This window comes from Microbulbifer sp. CnH-101-G, assembly GCF_052466775.1.
In genome coordinates this window covers 4366163-4386797 of the sequence record NZ_CP174292.1, presented here as the reverse complement: position 1 = coordinate 4386797, position 20635 = coordinate 4366163, and the positions used below count along the sequence as shown (strand labels likewise).

General features: G+C 51.0%; 16 protein-coding genes. 3 read left to right on the top strand and 13 right to left on the bottom strand.

Going from position 1 to position 20635, the window contains the following annotated elements:
* Nucleotides 1–559: 559 nt before the first annotated feature.
* Entirely contained in the window at nt 560–1063 is a 504-nt protein-coding gene (locus ACJJID_RS19375) for a hypothetical protein (RefSeq protein ID WP_444920869.1), read from the bottom strand.
* 354 nt (nt 1064–1417) lie between these two features.
* On the opposite strand from ACJJID_RS19375, the gene ACJJID_RS19370 reads away from it, so the two are divergent.
* Nucleotides 1418–2431, top strand: coding sequence for a zinc-dependent alcohol dehydrogenase family protein (locus tag ACJJID_RS19370; RefSeq protein ID WP_444920868.1), 1014 nt, complete (start codon nt 1418–1420; stop codon nt 2429–2431).
* A 147-nt stretch (nt 2432–2578) separates the two neighbouring features.
* On the opposite strand, the gene ACJJID_RS19365 is transcribed toward ACJJID_RS19370, so the two are convergent.
* Together ACJJID_RS19365 and ACJJID_RS19360 are read right to left on the bottom strand one after the other, a co-directional pair.
* A complete protein-coding gene (locus ACJJID_RS19365; RefSeq protein WP_444920867.1) occupies nt 2579–2782 on the bottom strand; it encodes a hypothetical protein in 204 nt (67 codons plus the stop codon).
* A 398-nt stretch (nt 2783–3180) separates the two neighbouring features.
* Nucleotides 3181–4128, bottom strand: a complete 948-nt coding sequence (locus ACJJID_RS19360; RefSeq protein ID WP_444920866.1) for a GlxA family transcriptional regulator — start codon at nt 4126–4128, stop codon at nt 3181–3183.
* Nucleotides 4129–4609: 481 nt separating this feature from the next.
* Here ACJJID_RS19360 and ACJJID_RS19355 point away from each other — a divergent pair, with 481 nt between their 5' ends.
* On the top strand, nt 4610–4885 hold the full coding sequence (locus tag ACJJID_RS19355; RefSeq protein ID WP_444920865.1) for a hypothetical protein: 276 nt from the start codon (nt 4610–4612) through the stop codon (nt 4883–4885).
* A 343-nt stretch (nt 4886–5228) separates the two neighbouring features.
* Here the strand turns inward: ACJJID_RS19355 and ACJJID_RS19350 are convergent, their stop codons facing one another.
* Both ACJJID_RS19350 and pepB read right to left on the bottom strand, forming a co-directional pair.
* Nucleotides 5229–6383: a DUF3667 domain-containing protein gene (locus ACJJID_RS19350; RefSeq protein ID WP_444920864.1), complete on the bottom strand. Its 1155-nt coding sequence runs from the start codon at nt 6381–6383 to the stop codon at nt 5229–5231.
* A gap of 242 nt (nt 6384–6625) precedes the next feature.
* Nucleotides 6626–7915, bottom strand: a complete 1290-nt coding sequence (pepB, locus tag ACJJID_RS19345) for an aminopeptidase PepB (protein WP_444920863.1) — start codon at nt 7913–7915, stop codon at nt 6626–6628.
* A gap of 165 nt (nt 7916–8080) precedes the next feature.
* Here pepB and ACJJID_RS19340 point away from each other — a divergent pair, with 165 nt between their 5' ends.
* Nucleotides 8081–9493 carry a hypothetical protein gene (locus ACJJID_RS19340; RefSeq protein WP_444920862.1) on the top strand — a complete coding sequence of 471 codons (1413 nt, stop codon included), beginning with the start codon at nt 8081–8083 and terminating at the stop codon, nt 9491–9493.
* 110 nt (nt 9494–9603) lie between these two features.
* Here the strand turns inward: ACJJID_RS19340 and ACJJID_RS19335 are convergent, their stop codons facing one another.
* The 8 genes from ACJJID_RS19335 to ACJJID_RS19300 all read right to left on the bottom strand — a co-directional run bounded on the left by ACJJID_RS19335 (nt 9604) and on the right by ACJJID_RS19300 (nt 20631).
* The gene (locus ACJJID_RS19335; protein ID WP_444920861.1) at nt 9604–9969 is read right to left on the bottom strand and encodes a thiol-disulfide oxidoreductase DCC family protein; all 366 of its coding nucleotides are present in this window, start codon (nt 9967–9969) and stop codon (nt 9604–9606) included.
* 22 nt (nt 9970–9991) lie between these two features.
* The gene (locus ACJJID_RS19330; protein WP_444920860.1) at nt 9992–10459 is read right to left on the bottom strand and encodes a cupin domain-containing protein; all 468 of its coding nucleotides are present in this window, start codon (nt 10457–10459) and stop codon (nt 9992–9994) included.
* Between the two features lie 86 nt (nt 10460–10545).
* Nucleotides 10546–11958 carry a rhomboid family intramembrane serine protease gene (locus tag ACJJID_RS19325; protein WP_444920859.1) on the bottom strand — a complete coding sequence of 471 codons (1413 nt, stop codon included), beginning with the start codon at nt 11956–11958 and terminating at the stop codon, nt 10546–10548.
* Between the two features lie 148 nt (nt 11959–12106).
* Entirely contained in the window at nt 12107–14335 is a 2229-nt protein-coding gene (locus ACJJID_RS19320; protein ID WP_444922656.1) for a mechanosensitive ion channel domain-containing protein, read from the bottom strand.
* A 116-nt stretch (nt 14336–14451) separates the two neighbouring features.
* The gene (locus tag ACJJID_RS19315) at nt 14452–15123 is read right to left on the bottom strand and encodes a DUF6515 family protein (protein ID WP_444920858.1); all 672 of its coding nucleotides are present in this window, start codon (nt 15121–15123) and stop codon (nt 14452–14454) included.
* A 96-nt stretch (nt 15124–15219) separates the two neighbouring features.
* Nucleotides 15220–16344 carry an efflux RND transporter periplasmic adaptor subunit gene (locus ACJJID_RS19310; protein ID WP_444920857.1) on the bottom strand — a complete coding sequence of 375 codons (1125 nt, stop codon included), beginning with the start codon at nt 16342–16344 and terminating at the stop codon, nt 15220–15222.
* Entirely contained in the window at nt 16341–19436 is a 3096-nt protein-coding gene (locus tag ACJJID_RS19305; RefSeq protein WP_444920856.1) for an efflux RND transporter permease subunit, read from the bottom strand. Before ACJJID_RS19305 ends, ACJJID_RS19310 begins: the two co-directional genes overlap by 4 nt.
* 379 nt (nt 19437–19815) lie before the next feature.
* On the bottom strand, nt 19816–20631 hold the full coding sequence (locus tag ACJJID_RS19300) for a LytR/AlgR family response regulator transcription factor (protein ID WP_152450944.1): 816 nt from the start codon (nt 20629–20631) through the stop codon (nt 19816–19818).
* Nucleotides 20632–20635: the final 4 nt, after the last annotated feature.

Genomic DNA, 20635 nt, shown 5'->3' with positions numbered 1-20635 from the left:
ATAAAACGCCGCACAAAAAAGTGTATAACTATTTGAGAGATTAACTACAGCCAACTCTACCATTACCACAGTGATTAAGCTTTATCGCCTTTTAAAGATTGAAGAGTTTAACCACTGGCTTTATACCATCCATAATTGATGGAATTTTTCCGCCCGGCACAATACTGGAAAAATGACATATTCAAATTTTGCAGAAGACACACTTTCTCACTTTTAAATCTTTAGCGTACTACATGTAGGATTGTATAAGTTGGACATTAAGTCATTTTCAATTCAATCTACAACAATTGAGAGCTTGTTGACTGATAACCAAGCAAAAGGACACAAAAGAAATAAACTTAAATAATCATCAGAGGAATAATTATTATTGACACCAATGATAGACTGAAAAGATTCGCAACCCTTACTTTTAGATTGACCCTTGACTCACTAAAAAACACATCTTAATAAATATAATTCCTCAGCAACAAACGGAATCCTCATCAGAGGCACAAGCCAAATTCTTATCCAGGCTTTCGCTTACTTTTTTTAGAGACTATGAAACACCTCCTAAGGATTTTCACTCACAGACCCTAGGAACAGCTTTTTCAAAGGGCAGATTCGTTTCCTTTAAAGAGGCTCTGGAAATCCCCATATGCTTATAGGGAGGATCACCCTGCATCCCAGGGTTTATCATATGAATGATATAGCATCCAGAATACACTACCGCTTTTCCATCCGTTTTCTTAGCTAACAATGCCACTGGCAAGGCCCAATAAATCTGCCCTGCCCCAGGATCTGGACTACTCTCTCCAAATTTTACTTTTACAGATTTAGTATCGCCGTAGCCATCTTTCCATTGGTTAAAATCTGCCGGAGGATTAATTAAGTAGCTGTAGGCTTGAGCATAATAACGATGATTAATTGCATAGTAGTAGCTTTTTATCAGTGCTTCAGGGGAGGATCTATCATCCCTATAAGACCACTCTTCCGCCAACGCTTTAGAAGCTACGAGTGTAACCACAGACAAAGGAACTAAAATCCAAACATAAAGCCTTATATACTTTCTCATAATTCTATCCATTTCGATTAACTCCATACCCTGCATGGGAAAATAATATTAAGTTAGATCTGTCAGCAAGCAAATTTTATATACTTATGAAATATAGTGTTTTCAAAGATCGCTTCGCTTAATCAAAACTGTCCTAACGAGCTTAATGCTCCACTTATTTAAGCCATTTTCATAAAAATACAATGGGGTCGTCAGCAGCGGAATATTTCTCTGGCACTCCTTTGTAGTATCTGGGCTCGATCTAGGCTTCCGAAGTCTCGACTCATACTACTTGAGAACTGCCAGTTTTAACCCCATGATCACAGACCATCGTCGGTTGAGTTAAACAAGCATAAGATCGCGTTATTCAACAAAAAGGTGAGTATTATGAAAGCATTGACGCTTAAAGCGCCTGGAGGCTTGGAGAACATCTCCCTATGTGAAATTGATGACCCCGGCAAACCGGGCCCGGGGCAGATTCGGGTTGCTATTGGCGCATCCTCACTCAACTTCCATGATTTACTGGTCGCCGACGGCAGTATATCCACAGAGGATGGTCGTATATTGATGTCAGATGGCGCAGGCACCGTAGAGGCCGTTGGCGAGGGTATCACTGAATTTAAGGTAGGCGATTCCGTAGTTTCCTGCTTTTTCCCACAATGGCAAGCCGGGCCAGCGTGTCACAATGTCTGGGGCTTTGCCAATACGCCAGGAGATGGCATTGATGGAATGGCTGCCCAACATGTAGTGCGTGATGCCACTGCATTTACCCTCGCGCCAAAGGGCTGGAGCCACACTGAATCCGCCACCATTACCACAGCAGGCCTCACGGCTTGGAGGGCCCTGGTGAGCGATGGCAAAGTAAAACCTGGAGATACTATATTAACCCTGGGCACTGGTGGCGTATCCATTGCCGTAATTCAAATTGCCAATATGTTAGGTGCCCGAGTGATTGTGACCTCATCCTCCGATGAAAAACTGGAGCGGGCCAAGAAGTTGGGAGCAACATATGGCATTAATTATAAAACTCATACACAGTGGTCAGAAAAAGTGTTGGAGTTAACCCATGGCAAAGGGGTCGATCACATTATCGAGCTGGGTGGTCCCGCCACTTTGGAACAATCCATTCAGTCAGTTAGGGTCGGGGGCCATATATCTCTGATTGGGGTGTTAACCGGCAGAGAGGGAGAAGTCCCAACAGCTCTATTGATGGGAAAACAGGCTCGTCTACAGGGGCTGGTTGTGGGAAATCGCTGTGAACAGCAGGATTATGTTGCAGCACTGGAAAGTAATGCAGTACACCCGGTTATCGACAAGACATTCCCATTTTCTGAACTAGAGAAAGCTTTTGAATACCAAACCAGCGGATCACATTTTGGTAAGATTTGTGTGGAGTGGTAATTATTTTTTTAAGCTCTACTGCATAAGAAAAAAATAATACACTGCTTTCGGCGTTACCTGTAGATAAGCCATCGGAGCTCACTATCGGTATATCTACTTTATAGAACTCCGAGAGCAGTGTTTTAATTCCAAGGCTAGAGATGATATTTACGATGACTTGATCTGCCTTTCACGATTTTTATCTTGAATATGGTTAAGTAACTGCAATAACGCTAAGAAATACTTACCTCTCATTCTATTTTTAAGCCTGAAACGGTTTGTTATTGCAGCAATATTTGGAACAGCACTTATCAGAGTACACATCAAGGTGGCATTACTCATCGCTGCTGATTGAGTACCTTCATCAATCATTACAAATATGCCGTTGCGCCAGTCGAACTGATCCAGTCTTTGAATACATGAGGAGAGAGCCAAACCTACGTAAAAGTTTCCACCATGATTACTTCTAAAATCGATAAAAATTTATATTTTATGCGATCACACATGATGTCGATAATACTTAAACAATTATTTTTAGGCTCAATGAAATCTGGACAGTTATCAAAACTCAAGTAAATAGTATCGCCTATATTCCGGAAGATTAGGCGGGCACCATGAAAATCAATAGTAGAGCAATTAATATCAGACCCAAATTTGGATACTGCGTACTCAACTTACCGAATTACTCCATAGACCCACCTCTTTAGGTTCAAGTGTGTAGGCTTGAGTTTAGAAAAATATTAAATAGATAATCATAAATAATTTTTACCTCAAGCTTGATTTCTATTGAAATAAGAGGGAGATACTCCAAACTGAAGGTGAAATGCCCGACGAAAACTATCGTAACTGGAAAACCCCACCCGTAGAGCCACTTGCTCCAAACTCAGGGACTCACAGGTAATCAAGTCTCGCGCCCGGTTGAGGCGAATTTGATTTAAATACTGGCTGGGCGTGCTATGTAAATGACGCTTGAATAGGCGAGTCAACTGGCGTTCACTAATAGCTATTCTCTCAGCCATATCGGAGACACTAATAGATTTTTGGTAGTCTTCAGCCAACCACTCCAGCAGGGGGTTGAGACGCATACTATCGCCAGACTGCACTTGTAATAAGTCTGAGTACTGCGCCTGTCCCCCGCGACGCTGTAAATAGACCACCAGCTCCTTGGCAACACTGGCAGCAATAGTGTTGCCGTGGTCCCTGCGAATAATCTCTAAGGCTAGGTCTACACCGGATAAAACACCGGCAGAAGACCAGATTCCCTCACTTTCAATAAACAGGGGGTCCTCTTCCACTTGATAATTAACCGCCTGCTGTGCCAATTGCCGACAGTGTCGCCAATGTGTAGTAACTCTATGACTTTGCTCTGGAAATATCTTTGCTAGTACAAAAGCACCGGTACAAATACTCACCACTCTTGTGGAATTTTTTGCGATCAACCTCAGGGCATTGAGCTGCTTTGAATTCAATTCCAGCTGCCTCATCCCAGTACCACCACAAATTACCAGGTAATCAACTAGAGGCGCCTCAAAAATATCGCAGTCTACTGAGAGTGACTGACCATAAGCTGTATTAACTGTTCCAGTAGAAAGACCGAGCAAGCAGCAAGAATAAGCCTCACTGACAAAACTGTTGGCTTCCATAAAGGCATCCAGAGGACCGAAAAGATCTAGGGCCTGAAATCCATCGGCAATAAAAAAACCAATCTTCCTACTCATAGTGTCTCCTCCATAGATCCATTCTACAGCTTAGGAGGTGTCTTATGAGACACAATTACGACAAATACAGACATATAGACTACCAATATGAGCGGGTCTATTGTTATCAACCGCTATCAGTTGCAAACCGCCCTATCCCCTTTTCTGTGATTAAAGGGTTTACGCTCAGTAGTGAAGCATTGAGAGTTCATTCTCCTGGATAAATCTTATTTCTGTGGTTTCAGTTGGGACTATTAAAGTGGATATACAAATAGAGATAGCGCCCAAAAATACAATAAAGGGTCTTACTTGATGAGCTATATACAAGAAAGGCATCACTTTAGTAGAGTGACTGAACTGAGAAGATCGCTCTACAAGGGAGAGGGGGGCATAGATAATGCTGATTAGGACCGCTACAGCTAAGGCTCTGAGTTAGTTATACTCCTCCTATAACAACTTAGTACCGCCGATCAGTTCTTACTACGGCCAAAGAACAGGATTTATGATCTTCTCATCAGCACTGCTCGCCATAGTTATGGCCACCACCACACCAAACAACTGTACTGATGGCATTGCTCTGGCAAGAGGTGTAGCCGCTATTGCGAGAGAATACCCTTGGTTAAGCATAGATAAGAAAGACTATATACTGCGGAACTACCATCGTATGTACATCATTGTTCCCAAAAATCCCGACACCAACCCTAACAATGGTGGTATGCCAACGGCCACAGTAAACAAAGAGAATTGTGAAGTAATTAATGTTCACCTGGCTCGCTAACTCAATACATCTAGTTGCCTGCCATTAATAAAATGGAAATCTAACCCTACTTGCTATACACCACGATACTACTTAGATACCCATAACAACCGTTACACATGGCAGTAGCAAAGGGAGTCAGCTGGCTATAACTCAAACAAGCTAGGAATCCCATGGAAACCCTTATCAGCCAGCCTAATGGTTCAGCATACTTAAAACCTAGGTCAGATCTACATAAATTGTTATTGCCAAGGAGCAAGTCAGTATCCCGACTAACAAAATGCGTGCCTGCCTAAACATATCACTTTCCTAAAATTTATTTCTGTATTAATTAATGTGTTCCGTGAACGGTTATCCATCATCGCTAAAGTTCCGCTAAACTCCAGAGGACCGTCAAAACGGCTCCCACAGACAGCAAGCTCAAATAGGCTAACCCCAAAAAAGAATATTTACATAGGGTTATCAGCCAGCCCTGTCGATAGACACGCTTTTGCATAAAAAACAGGTAAATAGGTACCCAAATAATTAGAATTATCAAAAGACCATCAACAAATGAAGTAATCGCGCTATATCCAGCTAGTTGCTCACCCACACTGTAAAGTAGATTGGCGACCAATATACTTAAGCAGATGAAAGCATGACTGTGCAGCGCTACGATCAGGTGCTCCATGTAAAGCCTGCGTTTAAAGATGTATAACATCCACAGCATCATGGCAAAAAATGGTAGCATGATGATTAATGTGGAAGGCAGTGCTCCCAGAAATGCTTTCTTAAATCGATTCGGATCTTCAGTCACCCTCTCTACATTTTTATGGGCGCTATCAACCTTCTTGTTAATCCACTCTTCCACAGAGTCAGGAAGCCATTTAACTTGTAGAAATTCTCTATCTAGTTCTGTAATGGTTTCATTTAGCCCTGAGGCAATTTTATCTTTTGTAAAGTTCTCGGAATCAACTGAATCCCCTTTGCTACCGCTCAGATTATTATTAAGCTGATTGAGGTCCGTTTTAAGTTCAACCTGTTCTTTGACAAGCTCAGATTCGAGTTTTTCCAGATTGACAACTAAGATGTTGTCATTTGCATGCTCTTGCTTAAGTTTCCGAATATTATCTACGGCATCATCATAACCCTTTCCAGCAGACTCAACATCCACGGCTACAACTTCCGTGTTGTTAAAATTAATAGCCCAATCAATATTAATTTGAGTAACAAAAAAACTGGTAACACAAAGGAATATAAACAAACGCACGGGGCTTACATAGCGTACCCTGCGACCAGAGAAATATTCGGCAGTTAAGAAGCCTGGTCGAAAGAACAGAGAAGGTACTGTTTTCCATGTACGAGAATCAAATGCCAGCAGAGTGTCAAAAAAGTCTCCAATAATGGAAGAAAAATGACGCACCATGCCTTTGACCGGCTGGCCACATGCATAACAGTGAGGTCCTAAAAGCTCAGTTTCACAGTTGGCACAACGATTTGACTTTTGAGCTGTATGATTTGCAAATGCCGTACTACTCATTACCTATTACCCCTCGACATAAAAAATTTTTATCTGATTGATTCAGAACATACCCTCGCGCCCAAGTATCAATTAGCGAGCCAAAATAAATACTCCTCAGTTAGTAGAAGCCTGCTAATTATCCCGATTCTCAATTCGAATAAGAATTTATTTGTTGATTTACAGGATCTAGAAAGGAAAAAAAAGAAACGCGCCTATCTTAAGGCGCGTTTTGCAAGATTTTTGGCAGTAATTGCTGGGTATCAGTTATCCAGCAGGAAGCGAGCGATAGTTCGCAGACCATGCCCCTTGGCACCAGCGGCCCAAAGGTCATTGGCGCTAGGCTGGTAAGAGCCAGAGAGATCCATATGTACCCAGTTTCTCCCATCTTCCGGTACAAACCGGGCAAGGAATGCAGCCGCAGTTGAAGCACCGGGTGTGCCTTCCAGGCCAATATTAGAGATATCGGCAAAGTTCGAGGGTATTTGCTCCAGGTGGAAAGGTTCCAACGGCAAACGCCAAGCCCTCTCACTTTCCTGTGCAGCCGCATTCAGTACTTTTTGAGCCATTTTATCTTCGAAACTGAAGACAGAATTAAAGTCGCGTCCCACAGCCATTTTGGCGGCCCCCGTAAGGGTAGCGGCATCCAAAAGACAGCGCGGCTTATCTTCCCCTGCGGCGAGTAGGCCGTCTGCCAATACCAGGCGTCCTTCCGCATCGGTATTCAATACTTCGACGGTAACACCATTCTTGTACTCAATAATATCGCCCAGTTTAAAGGCATGGCCGGAAACCAGGTTTTCCGCGCAGCAGAGGTACAGTTTCACCCTTTTTTCCAGGCCGCGAGCAATTGCCAGGGCGAGACCTCCAGTTACCATAGCGGCGCCGCCCATATCGGATTTCATGGTGGCCATATTATTGGAGGGTTTGATGCTGTAACCACCAGAATCGAAGGTAATGCCCTTGCCCACCAGGCAGATATCTACTGCCGTATCCGCATCGCCCGTGGGGTTGTAGTCGAGCTGTAGCATGACCGGCTCGCGTACACTGCCGCGGCCCACATTGTGGATACCAACAAAACCATCGCGCAGCAGGTCATCCCCCGCTACTATGCGATAGCTAACCGCTTCTGGGGCTAGCGTTTGCAACATTTCCGCAGCGCTCTCCGCCAACACTCTAGGCGAGACATCATCCGGCGTGCCATTGGTAATCTCGCGAACCCAGCGCGCGGCATTCTCACGTGCAGCCAGCTCTTGTAGCTCCCCGGCATCCTCTGTAGCCCAGTCGATTTTATTGCTGACGCGCGGATTAAAATAACCAGCCCAGAAAGCCCAGCGGCTTTCGATATCCCAGCCCTCACCACTAAGCGCAACTTCAGTTATCCCCATACCATCGAGGCGTCGCGCCGCGCGTTGGGCCGCTATCAGTGCATCGCCTTTCGCTGCACCGATATGGATATGGGCTTCACCGCCATTAAAACTGAGCAGCGCCGCCTCACCCCAGGGTTCCTCTGCAGTGCCTTCAATCAAATGAACGCGCATAACCTTTGCCATACAACACCTTTTTTTGAAACTTGTGTGCCAATTTTATTGGGATTCACGCTGCATTCTAACAGTACATCAAAAATACTCGACGATTGCGCCGCCACGATCACGACGGATAAACTGTCAGCAGAAACACAATAAACCTTCAGGAAGAAAAGATCTTAGGGAAAATACATGGCTGAATCCTGCCACTACCATTCCAGTGCCGATGCATCCTGGCAGTGCCAACCCTGTCAGCGCAAATACTGTAGCGAATGCATTCCGGGCTCCAGCGCCAACTATCAGGGCCTTGGTCCTGAGTGCCCACTATGCCGCGACCCAGTGGAGTATATCGGCGCCAGTAACAGCGCCAAGCCTTTTTGGCAGATGGGCATTTTTTACTTTCTCTATCCCTTGAAACCCGGGCCCCTGGCGATTGTGGCTCTGGCGGCTGCGGCCAGTTTATTAATCTCGAGCCTGGGACTTTTAGCCATCGTAGTCATGGTGGGAATCGTTGCCCTGGTGAGTCGCTACAACCTACTGGTTATCGAGCGGCTCGCCAGTGGGCAGCTGGAAGCTCCGGGAATTGGTGATGCCCTGGACGGCAATAGCGCGCCGTTGTTTCTAAAAGTCATCGCGATGACCCTGATTGCCGGTTTTGTCGGCTACAAGCTATTGGCCTTGGGCATGGGTGCCGTGCAAATTTATGCTTTCGCCCTCTTCCTGTTTGCGCCAGCAGCGATGATTGTGCTGGCCCTTGAGCACAGCCTGCGTGCGGCGATCAATCCTCTCAAGTTACTACAATTTACTTTGATTATCGGTTGGCCCTACTGGCTGCTGTGGATTACTACCACTGCCGTTTCCGCCGCGCCCAATTTACTAATGGCCATTGCCATTGAGAAGTTACCACCCTGGTCCGTGGCTCCGGTGATCGCGGCCACTACCACTTACTTCTATATCGTGACCAGCGCCATGATGGGTTATATCTGCCTGTCCCGGCAACAGAAACTGGGCATCCAGGCCGAGCTGGATGATGAAAGCACCTATATGGACGAGGAGGAATTTAACCGCGCACGTGCCCTGGCGGATGCACAAATATTAATGCGCGAGTCGAGTCTGCCAGCCGCACGCCAGGCCCTGGTAGATGGACTTCGACGCCATCCCAATGACGAAGCACTCAACGAGCGCTACTACCGCTTACTTCTGGCAACCCAGGACCAAAAAGCCCTGCGGGAACTGGGTCCGCACCTGCTGGATAAGTTTGTACAAATCAACCGGCCACACAAAGCTGCAGAACTCTACCTGGCTACTGAGCCCACGCCGCCGATCACTAAACCCGAACTTCGCCACGCCCTGGCCAAAGTGCTCTATCAACAGCATAAATATCAGCAGGCCGCGCAATTGCTGAACAATCTGCACAAGGAAAATTATCCACAATTGGATGCCGCCTACTTGCTGCTCGCGCAGGTGTATATGGACGGATTGAGCCGAGAAGATCTAGCCAGGAAATTGCTACAGTTTATCAGGAAGAAATTCCCGAACACCCCTCTGGCCAATCAGATAGACGCTTTGTGGAAAGTATTAAACAGTTCAGAAAGTACACACTGATTTATTCACAAGAGTCCGCAAACAGGAAGTATGGGCCAACAGCGCGTTTCGAGTAAAAAGTAGCGCGCTTCGGTGACCAGTTTTCACCTCGTAAAATATCAGAACCACTCTTACCAGTGCTTCAAAGCCCTGTTCCATACATACAGGCAGCGGGCAAAGCCATTGTAGATTTTGTTAAGGCACCAACGCAGACCCGGTATTTTTGACAGTCTTGCTTTCCACTGCTCACTGGGAGAATTCTCCCAGATGGCTATAAATGCTTCATAGCCCACCCGCAGATGCCCCTGTGTATCAATCACATGTAGGCGTTCCCGCACAAACTCCAAATCGACATTGAGCTGTTGTGCTTTGGCGTTATCAAGGTGCACATCTTCCCAGTCCACACCACATGTGGTGTTTTTTTTCTTCTGTGCACGAATTCCCGCATCGCATACCGGACAGGCAGAATTGTAGAAAACACGAATTTTCGTGGGCATAAAGGAAGCTCAGCGTTTGCAATTAGCGGGGATGCTCAATATCTGCGTGATCCACAAGCTCCCAGGGCAAGCCTTTGTTGCGGTAAATCCTCTTATTTTTATTTGGGTAATCGGCCACATCGTGATCCAGGCGTTGGCCTACCACGATACAACGTAGAGTACCCTCGCCGGTATTTTTCATCACATGGGGGAGACCATTGGCCGGGTAACCAATAAAGTCCCCTTCACTCACCGTATGGGTATCTTCACCAATTTGCACTGACGCCTGTCCTTGCAGGATATAGACACACTCATCTTCGAATTTATGGCAGTGATATTCAGTGGATTCATACCCAGGCTCTATTTCGATGATATGAAAACCAAAACCGCTTATCCCGGTAATATCCCCCAGGGATTTATTACGACGCACAGCATTCGGGTTTAGGAAGTGCACCTTGTGCTCCCCTTCCATTTCCAGGATTTCTTTGTTTTTAATAATAGATTTATTCATTTGGCTCCCCTGCCAATTTGATCTTATTGATACTCACTGACGATTGTCCAGTTGCCAACGTATTCCAATAAATAGACCGCTGCCTTCTAGGGCTGACCAGATATTTCCATCCCCTGGGTTAGCGCTTTCATCTCCCGCGCACGCCCTTCCTCCCCCAGGCGTCGGTAATAATTCACCAGAGCCATGCCCAACTTGGGTATCAGTGGATGTTGCACCCGCTGCGCAATTAGCCTGTTTAAAAGCTCTTCCAGCCAGGGCCAGTTTTTCACTTCGGCGGCACGGCGCGCCATAAGCAGGCAGGCCTTAGCGGTGAGGGCGCGAGGTGTCTGCGTAGCTTGTCGATAGTTTCGATAACTAGCCTCAAGAATACAGGCATCGATGGCCGGGTTGGCAGCCTGGGCGAAGAGCGCCAGATTGGCGCGGTGATAAGCCTCACTATCGGGATTAATCGCGGTCAATTCGATATAGCGCTGAATCAGAGCCAGATGATCGGGGTACTGACGCACTGCCGCGGCCGCAGCTTCAGCGGCCTCAATCAACTTGCCCTCTTCCTGGAATCGGTCGATACGTGTCAGTGCGCTCTGTTGTGGCGAGGGTAATTCCTCTTCCTCGACCGGCATTTCCTTTAACGGTGGACGCCAGTAAATCAGCATCAAGGCCAGGACAAATCCGGCCAACAAACCGCCGGTGTGGGCCCAATAGGCAATACCCACATCCCCGTAAAAGTAACCGAAGATTTCCTTGCCCAGCCACAGAGGCAGCACCACCAGAGCTGGTGCGCTGAACTCGCCAAACATAAATCCAACGGTGTAGAAGAATCGCAACCGCCGCACGCCGTAGATAGCAACGAACATACCCATTATCGCTGACACGGCACCGGAAGCACCGACCATGGGTACATTACTGCCAGACTCCACCAGCATGTGCAAACCAGCCGCGGCCAGGCCACCGAGTAAATAGAGGGCGATAAACCAGAGCCCGCCCAGAGCCAACTCCACCGACAAGCCAAACAACAACAAAAACACCATATTGCCGATCAAATGATCCCAGCTGCCATGTAGGAACATATGGCCGAGCATGCCGGCCACACTGGGCTCCGCCGGAATCAGGCCCAAGGCCATGCTGCTGACTTGGTTGCGCAGCTCGGCAAAATGCAGGCGCTGTTGCAACCACTGGCTCTGCCCTTCCTGCTTCAGCTTGGGTAGTAACCACTGGTGAAACTCCATATTCCACAGCAGTTCCCGGTAGACAAACTCCTCCCCCTCCACATCCATCTGCAGGCGCCACTCCGGGTGCTCCTCGTTGACGTAAACCAGGAAGCGCTGCTCTTCCAGGTCCGGCAGGTCACTGCCAAAGTAATACTCTTCCGCCTGTTGCCAGCGGGCCTCATCCCCCCCCTGGTAAAATACAAATATCAACAGGTTGGCGAGGATCAGCGCGAAGCACATCAATGGAGGGCGGCGCCAGTCTGGCTTATTTTGGATCGGGATTATCAGCACCGGCGTTTCCTTATAGATATTGCACGAGCGCCCGATAGCAAAACGCAGCAATAAAAAATGACAGGGATGGAGCCAACATTCTCGTCGGCTATTTGGAAAATACTACGCCTGTTTGCGGCAACTCAAGTCCAGTGCAGCCCCAGCGGCATTACTTCTTCTCGTTTTTCTCGTTTTTCTCGTTTTTCTCGTTTTTCTCGTCTTTCTCATTTCTCTTGGCGCGGGCGATCAGCACCGGCGCATCCCAACTGCGCAGGTGCAGGTCTCGTTGCGGGAAAGGCACCTCGATACCCTTTTCACGGAACTCCCGTAACAATTCCAGATTGTAGAGTGCATAGGAGTCCCCCAGGGAGGTGACCATATTGCTGTTCACCCATACCACCAGTTTGAAGTTCAAGGCGCTGTCGCCAAACCCCATCAGCCACACCTCAGTTTTACGCTTCCAGTCGGTATGGGTGATATTGACCCGCGAGGCGGCTTCCAGTGCAGCCTCGCGCACCAAATCCGGATCGGAGGAATAGGAAACCCCAAAGGACACATGGATACGGCGCACCGGGTCATCCAGGGTGTGGTTAATCACCCGCCCCGCCACAAACTCCGTATTCGGCACCAGGATATCCACATTGTCGCGGGTGGTGATACGTGTGGAACGCACATTGATATCACGGATACGACCAAAGACACCGGACTCCAACTCCACCAGGTCGCCCACCTTGAGCGGCCGCTCAAACAGCAAGATCACCCCCGAGATAAAATTCGAGAAGATCGCCTGCAAACCAAAACCAAGCCCCACCGATAAAGCACCGGCCACCAGTGCCAGCTTGGAGGTGTCCAGGCCGAGCATGCTCAATACTATGATCAGGGCGACACCGATATAGGTGTAATGCAGTACCCGGCTCAGGTTGTACATGGAGGATTCGCTGGCGTGCTCCCTGCGCACGAGTCGATGCAGGAAGGCGCGAGTCAGCATCGATAGCAACCATGCACAGACCAGCACAAACACCATCTTGGCAATCAGGCGTAGCGTGATCGGATTTTGCGCGATGGTAAACAGCTGGTAGTCCGCCAAAGTACGCCAGCGCTTGTATACCTGGCGGCCTGTCAGGGCCAGGCGCTCGCGCACCGTGGCCCACCAGCCCTGGCGTTCGCGGTAGACTTCCAGCTGGGCTTTTTCGTAGCGCTGGATATCCTGCTCCAGGTCGTTGGCCCGGGCCAAACCGCTGCCAATCCGCTCAAAGTAAGCCCACCAACGGCTCAGGTCGGCATTTTCCTCCTCATCGCGCCAAGCCACTACCTGCCGCTGTCGAATGGCCAGTTCCCGCGAAGTACTCTCAATCACCGCATTGGCGTTCTCCAGCAGCTCACGGCTGACAACCAGCGTCTCCTCCTCATTCTTGGGATTCAATACGCGGTTGATGGACTGCAGCAGCTCACTCTTGCGCTTGCCCAGATGCTCCTCCAGCAGATCCACCTCCAGCTGCATCAGGGTGAGATCCTTTTTCATATTGACGTCGGGATCGGTGGAGGGCTCGGTGGTGCTCTGGATACTGGTGCGGGTAGTGGCAATGCGCTCGATTTTTTTCTCGCTATCGGTGATAGATTTTTTCAGTTTCTCGGCGTCTTTTTCACTGAAATGCAGGTCTTCGAGCATGCCCCGCAACTTGGTTTCCGCCAGATCAATTTTCTCCTGCCAGGTGCCGAGGAACTCATTCACCGTTTCCAGCTGCTCAATAATATTCAGGTGATTAATCTGCGCCAGCAACAGCGCTTGCGCTGCCTCGTCCTCCTCATCCCCTTTGGCATCGCGCAGCACAATGACCTGCTTGCGCAGCTGCGCCAGGGATTGTGCGCGACTTTCCCGTAGCTGGCGCGCCTCCAACTGCACCCCACTTAAACGGCGCTGACCTCGGCTGATCGCCGCATCGGCACGGGCCCAGTCGAGTACGGTAGGCTTTTCCGGAAACTTCACATCCGGCATCAGCTCAACTTTTAAGTACTCCTGGCGCTTGTTCCAGGTGACCTCCACCCCCTCCAGGCTCTGGGTGATTTTCTTGGCACCTTTTTGCAGCGCTTCGTCATCTTTCGGTACTTCCTGCTGCCATTCCTCCCAACCTTTCTTTAAGGCCTGCAGCCACTCCCGCCGTTGTTCCGGCGATGCGCTGGTCCAACCGGTCCACCAATCTGCGGAGGGGTCGGCGAACTCGGGGACTATCGGTTTGAATTCCTTGGGTTTGGAACCCGGTAGCTGGGCGCTGGCCACCAGGGAAAACAAGGCGAGAAAAATCAGGCAGAGGGCGAGCGAAAAAAAGTGGGGTAATCGGTGCTCAGAGCGAGTCTTATGCTTTTCAAAATAATAGGAGTAACCACCAGCGCCCAGCATAGAGTACACATCTGTCCGTGAAGCAGTATCTGCGAGGGAAAGCCTGCCCCGAAGGGCATATTCCTTGAGTGTAGCCGAGAGCCGCCTGGCTCCCGCCCCAACAGTTCAAAGAAAACTCAATAACGTCTGCGCCCATAACCACGCATACAATTGAGGTACTGCCTGCGGTAGGCCCGCGTGCTGGTCACCGACGCCCTGCCGAGTTGGTGCGTACTTCTCACCAAATTGGCGGCCCTGGTTTGACAAAAGACTTCCCGACGGCCGAGATTGCGGCCGGTGCGACGTACACCGCGTGAATGCCGCAGTTGGCTGACGTTGCGGGAGGATTCATACTTAGGTGGGTAAGCTCGGGACGTCTCGTATTGAGGTGGGTAAGTGCGTTCTGACGGATAGGTACGCTGTGCAGGATAGGCCCGCGAGTAAATTCTCTCCCCGGACTCTAAGGGGTTGCGGCTGTAACTGCGCCAGTTAGCCGGCGGTGTCACCACCACAAATTGATTGTCCTTTGGGTCAAATTCGAAGAAGGTGCCATTACCAGCCCGTCGATAGTCCTTGCCATCGAGGTAGAATGAAGTCCCCATAGGGACTTCCGGTACTTTGGCTCCCAGTGGCGGCTCCACGCGGGTATAGCCATCTGGCCCCTGTCGGTAGAAGTTTCCGTCTACGTAGAAATAGATCTCATTATTGGCTTCGATAAGGCGCGCCCCGTCTGGAAGGCGCACCATCTGCGTCTCCGCTAGAGGTGCTGAGGTCATTGTCAGTAACAGCAGCGCAAACAGGAAACGCATAAGACACCTCGACGAGCAAGTAAATGTCGCAGAAGTGTATTGTCATGGAACTTTGTTCCCCAATTTAATTTGTGGGGACTGCAACCGATAGGTCGGTCAGGTTCCGCTCACAATATTGGTGCCATCCTCATCGCGCACCACTTCCGAGAGTATCTTCACGTCCTGCCCCGGCTGCAGACGCTCGGCGCCGCGCACAACAACCCGGTCGCCACTATCGAGGTCGCCGTAAACAGCAATCCATTCTCCATCGCCGCTGCCAACGCGAACGGTGAGTCGCTCAGCTTTGTCTTCTTTATCCACACGGTAAACGAAGGTTTCACCATTGCGTAGCACCAAGGCATCCCGTGGTACCGCCATGGTGGCGCGAACTTCAGAGAGAGGCACAGCCACTTGTACCGGCATCCCCACGATCCAGTCCCACTGTTGTGTGCTGTTACGAGGCAACTGCACCATCAGCTTAACCCTGCGCGAATTGTCACTGGCTACGGGGACAAACTGGCGCACCTGACCGTTGATGATCCGAGCACTGACGCGCTCGCCCTCGGATAGGGATACCGCATCACTGCGCACTGCAATGCTGTCTCCGGCGTCGATCAGGGGCAATGCGGCCAGGGGGATATCCGCTTCCACTTCCAGTTGAGACATATCCAAGGCACGCAGCAACTCGGAGCCAGTGCGTACATATTCCCCCGCCTGTAATTCGCGGCTCACCACCAGGGTGTCAAAGGGAGCATCGATGGTGGTTTTACCAAGCTCGTAGGCACGTCTGTCCCGCTCAATTTGTGCAGCCAAGAGATCCTGAGCCATAGCCTCGCGTTCGGCTTGCTGCTCCTCCAGAGCCGCGCGAGAAGTGCTATTGCTTTCCGCCAGCTTGCTCAAACGCTGCAGCTGCGCATCCAGATAGGTGAGACGCGCCTGCAACTGGGCAATGCGGCTCTCGCTATTGCGCAACTGTAGGCGCCAGTGGGTCCCATCCAGCTGTGCCAGGCGCTCCCCTTTCTTTACCAGACTGCCGGGCTCGGCGACAAACTCCAGCGCGCCATCCAGCTCCGAGGAAATGCGAATATCGCGGCGGCTCACCACTCGCCCGGCGGACCACTGGCTCGGCGCCATCTGGCGGGTCTCGGCCCGATCTACAGTGACCGCTACGGTGCCATTCTGGGCCAGCGCCGGCCCCACAAAGGCGATGGACAGGGCAACACCGGCTAGTAACTTCTTCATTGGGAACTCCTCAGGGCCAGTTTATGGCGCAGCCGGCTAAATTGCGGCAGGGGCAGATGACCGGTCTGTAACAGCGCCGGCAACAAAATCAAAGTAAACAGGGTACTAACCGCCATACCACCGACGATTACGGCGGCCAGACCGCGGTAAATCACACTGCCTTCCCCCGGCGCTACTAGAAGGGGCAGCATGCCGAACACGCTGGTCAAGGTGCTCATAAAAATCGGTCTTAAACGCAGTCGAAGTGCCTGCTCCACCGCTTCTACCCGGCTGGCACCAGCGCCTTCCGCTGCGCGGGTCTGATGCACCAGCAGAATGGCGTTATTCACTACCAGCCCCAGCAGAATAACGAAGCCGATCATGGTAAGCAGGTCGAGGGGCTGGAAGCTGATCAAGTTCAGCAGCTGCAGTGCCAAGACCCCACCGACGGTAGCCAGCGGCACCGTTAACAGTACCAAGCCGGCATCGCGCAGTGAGCGGAACAGAGCGCTCATCAGCAGGAACAAGATCAACAACGCCAACAGGAAGTTTTGCGATAGAGAAATCAGGGCCTTATCCAAATCGCTGGCGTTCCCCCCCACCAGGATACTGCCATCATCGGGCAGAGCCTCACGGATCTTTGGCAACACATCCTCCTCTAGCTGGGCACGCACTTCCTCTAGAGAGATATCGTCCGGCGGCACAATATCTAGGGTGATGGTGCGGCGACCATCCACCCGGCGCAGATTGCCAGGGCCCACGGTACGCTCCACACTGGCCAACTGGCTCAACGGCACCACCTCACCGCGCGGGGTGACCAACGGCGTATTCTGCAACTGCTCCGGTGTGCTCCAGGGCTGAGCCTTGAAAATCATATCCAGGCGTTTTTCCCCATCGAAGTATTCACCCACATACAGGCCGTTGCCGAGGGTGCGAATCAGGCCGCCCATGTCCTGACGATTCCAACCCTGCTCCAGCATGGCGCGGTCGTTGGGGCGCACCGTCAGCTCCGGCTCTGAAAGTGACAGGCCCGGATTAGTCTGTACCGGCGTACCCGGCATCATTTCTTCCACCACTTCCACACCGCGGGAGGCGGCGCGCATCAGGCCATCGGCATCGCGGGATTGCAGATGCAGGGCGATATTGCGATCACCGCCAAAGCGGCTAAACAGGTTGCCCCTGGCGGCGAAGCCCTGAAAATCGGGGATATCTACCAGAATTTCCTCACGCAACAGCGTCTCCATCTCCTTGGCCTGATCCATATCCTTGACACGCACGCCCATATTGCCGCCGCTGGGCCAGGTGATGATGTAGTAGTTCTTGAGAGCCGGCTCGCGCTCACCACTCATAAAGGGTGCCATACGCCGGTCCAGTTCGTTGACGATATCCTTCTCGATGGTTTTTGTATTTGTAGCCGCGGGGAAGTTCATCCAAACATCCACCGCATCGCGTTTTACTGGCGGTAAATAATCGAGATTGGGTAATAGGAAATAAGTCGCGGCGATAGGCACCAGCAGAAAACCACCGATCACCTGCCAGCGGCGTGCACGGGTGCCGGTCAGCGCCATAACCCGCGTGGCGATTTTCTCCCATATATGAGCCAGACGGTCCTCGCTGGAAATCGATGGTAGCCATAGTTTTGCCGCCAGTGGCACTATGGCAATGGCGGCTAGCAGGGAGAACACCACCGCCACTGCGATTGTCAGAGCCAAGTCACCAAAGACTTGCCCCTCGACACTGTTGAGGAAAAATACCGGTAGGAAGATCGCCACGGTGGTGGCGGTACTCGCCAGCAATGCGCCCCAAACCTGCCCGGCACCCTGCTCCGAGGCATCCTCAGGAGCGAGACCTTTTTCTCGCAGGCGTACAATATTTTCCAACACCACAATTGCAGCATCGAGCACCATACCAGTGGCAAAAGCGAGGCCAGCAAGGGAAATCACGTTGACACTGCGTCCGGCGGCGGACATAACCACGAAGGTGGACAGTAGGGAAATGGGAATAGCGGCTGCCACAATCAAAGTTGCGCGCATACGCCGCATAAACCACCAGAGCACCCCCACCGCCAGCAATATGCCCAATATCATATTGCCGCCGAGTAAATTGAGAGCTCGGTACACAAATACCGAGGCATCGAAGGACTGCACCAACACCAGCTGTTCGTTTTTCAGTTTTGTCTCATTCAGCTCCGCAACCTTCTGCTTTACCAGCTCCAGAGTGGCCAGCATATTGGCATCGTTGGCGCGGTTAATACGCATGGAGACAGCCGGGTTGCCATTTTGCGTGGCCGCTCCGCGGGGCTCAGAGGGCCCCACACGCACCTCGGCAATATCACCGAGGCGCACCGGCTGGCCGTCGCGCCACTCCAGCACCAGCTCGGATAAATCGGCCGGCTTGTATTCACCGACAAAACGCAATGTGTAGCGGCGGCGCCCTACATCAGTAAACCCCCCGGAAACATCCCTTGCCGAGGCCAGCTGGCGACTGATTGCCGGTAGCTGAATCCCCAGATCGGCCGCCTTCCAGGGATCGAAAATAACCTGTAGTTCCTCTTGCGCGGCGCGACCGGATTGGGCCTCTACACTCGCCACACCCGGCACAGACTCCAGCTCCGGCCGCAACACATCTTCAATCAGGCCGGTATAGTCATCGAGGTGATTCGGATTTTCGGGCAGCTTCTGCAAAAAGAAATAGGTAAGCGCATTGGTACCACCGCCCCAACCGCCCAGCATTACCCGCGGCGGTTCCGCATCCCGCGGCAGAGGAGGCAGACTACTCATACGGCTGATCACATCGATCAGCACCTTGTCCATATCAGTGCCCATACTGAATTCGAGATTTACCCAGGCGCCACCACGGCCGGCGTTCACCTCCATGGTTTCCAGGCCAGTGAGGCCCTGGAGCACCGATTCGATCGGCTCGACAATTTCTGCCTCCACCTCTTTCGGTGCGGCGGCACGCCAACCGGCTTGGATAACAATTCGCGGACTTTCAATATCGGGGAAAAGCTGTACTGGCAGGCGGCTGGCGAGAAAGGCCCCCAGTAAAACGGCGAATACCACTGCAACACCGGCGGCGGCAGGATTTTTCAGAGCAACTTTTGTCAGCGCCATTCCATAGGCCCTTAATATTATATTTACGATTAGGTAGGCAGTAACCTAGAACAGTCCTTATCTATTTCACTGTCTTTGGCAAAATGACTGGTGCGGCGATCGTAGATCTGCTGCAGTTCCGCCGGTTCGCGCGCAGTTTATTCTCGTGGAAAAAATACCATCTTTCTGTGAATAATTGGCATTATTCCAGACACTCTGGCTCTGGGCCAACAGCCGCACTCCCCTGTGCCGCACGATATACCCGCGGGTGTAGACCCACGGGCGATGGTAGGAAGGCTAATGCAATAGGAATCGCAAACAAGGGCGTTGCGACAAAGTGTCGGGAATTTTCGATCAGGCCATGAAGGGAATTTTTACCCCCGCAGGAGCCGAAAATGTCTCAGAGAAAATGCTGCACTTTACTCTTATAGCTACGGCTCATTTTCAGGCATTCGCCACTATCCAACACCAAGTGATACTCGCCATTAATATGCGCACGAATTTCCCGCACACGGCTTAAATTCACAATGGTGGAGCGGTGAATACGCTGGAATAATTTAGGATCTAGCTGCTGCTCCAATTCCTTCATGGTAATGCGCATCACGTGGGTTTCACCCTGGGCGTGCACACACATGTAGTCACCGGCGGCGTCGATCCAATCGATTTCCCGTGCCGGCACCAGGGTAATCTTTCCCGAATCCTTCACCGCAATTTTGTCCGGGTAGGCACTGCCGGCAAACTGGCCACTGACCAGTTTCTGCTCCAGCGCCTCCGGGGATTCTTTCGTCAGATCCGCCACCGCCTCCAGCAGTTGCTCGCGCTGCATGGCAATATCCGCAGTGGCCATTTTTTCCCGCGCACGAGTCAGAGCTAACTGCAGTCGCTCCTCTTCGATGGGCTTCAAAACGTAATCCACCGCGTTGACTTCAAAGGCCTCCACCGCGTACTGGTCATAGGCCGTCACGAACACTACCTGAGGCAGTTTTTCCAGGGGGATCTGTTGCACTAATTGCAGGCCATTAACCCCCGGCATCTGGATATCCACAAACGCCACATCCGGGTTTAGCCGCAGGATAATTTCCAGGGCCTCGCGGCCGTTACCGCACTCGGCGACCACATCGACACCGGGCATTTGCTCCAGCCGCAGGCGCAAACCGCGGCGCGCCAGGGGTTCGTCATCGACAATTACCGCGGTCAGGTTCTCAACTGCACTCATCTCG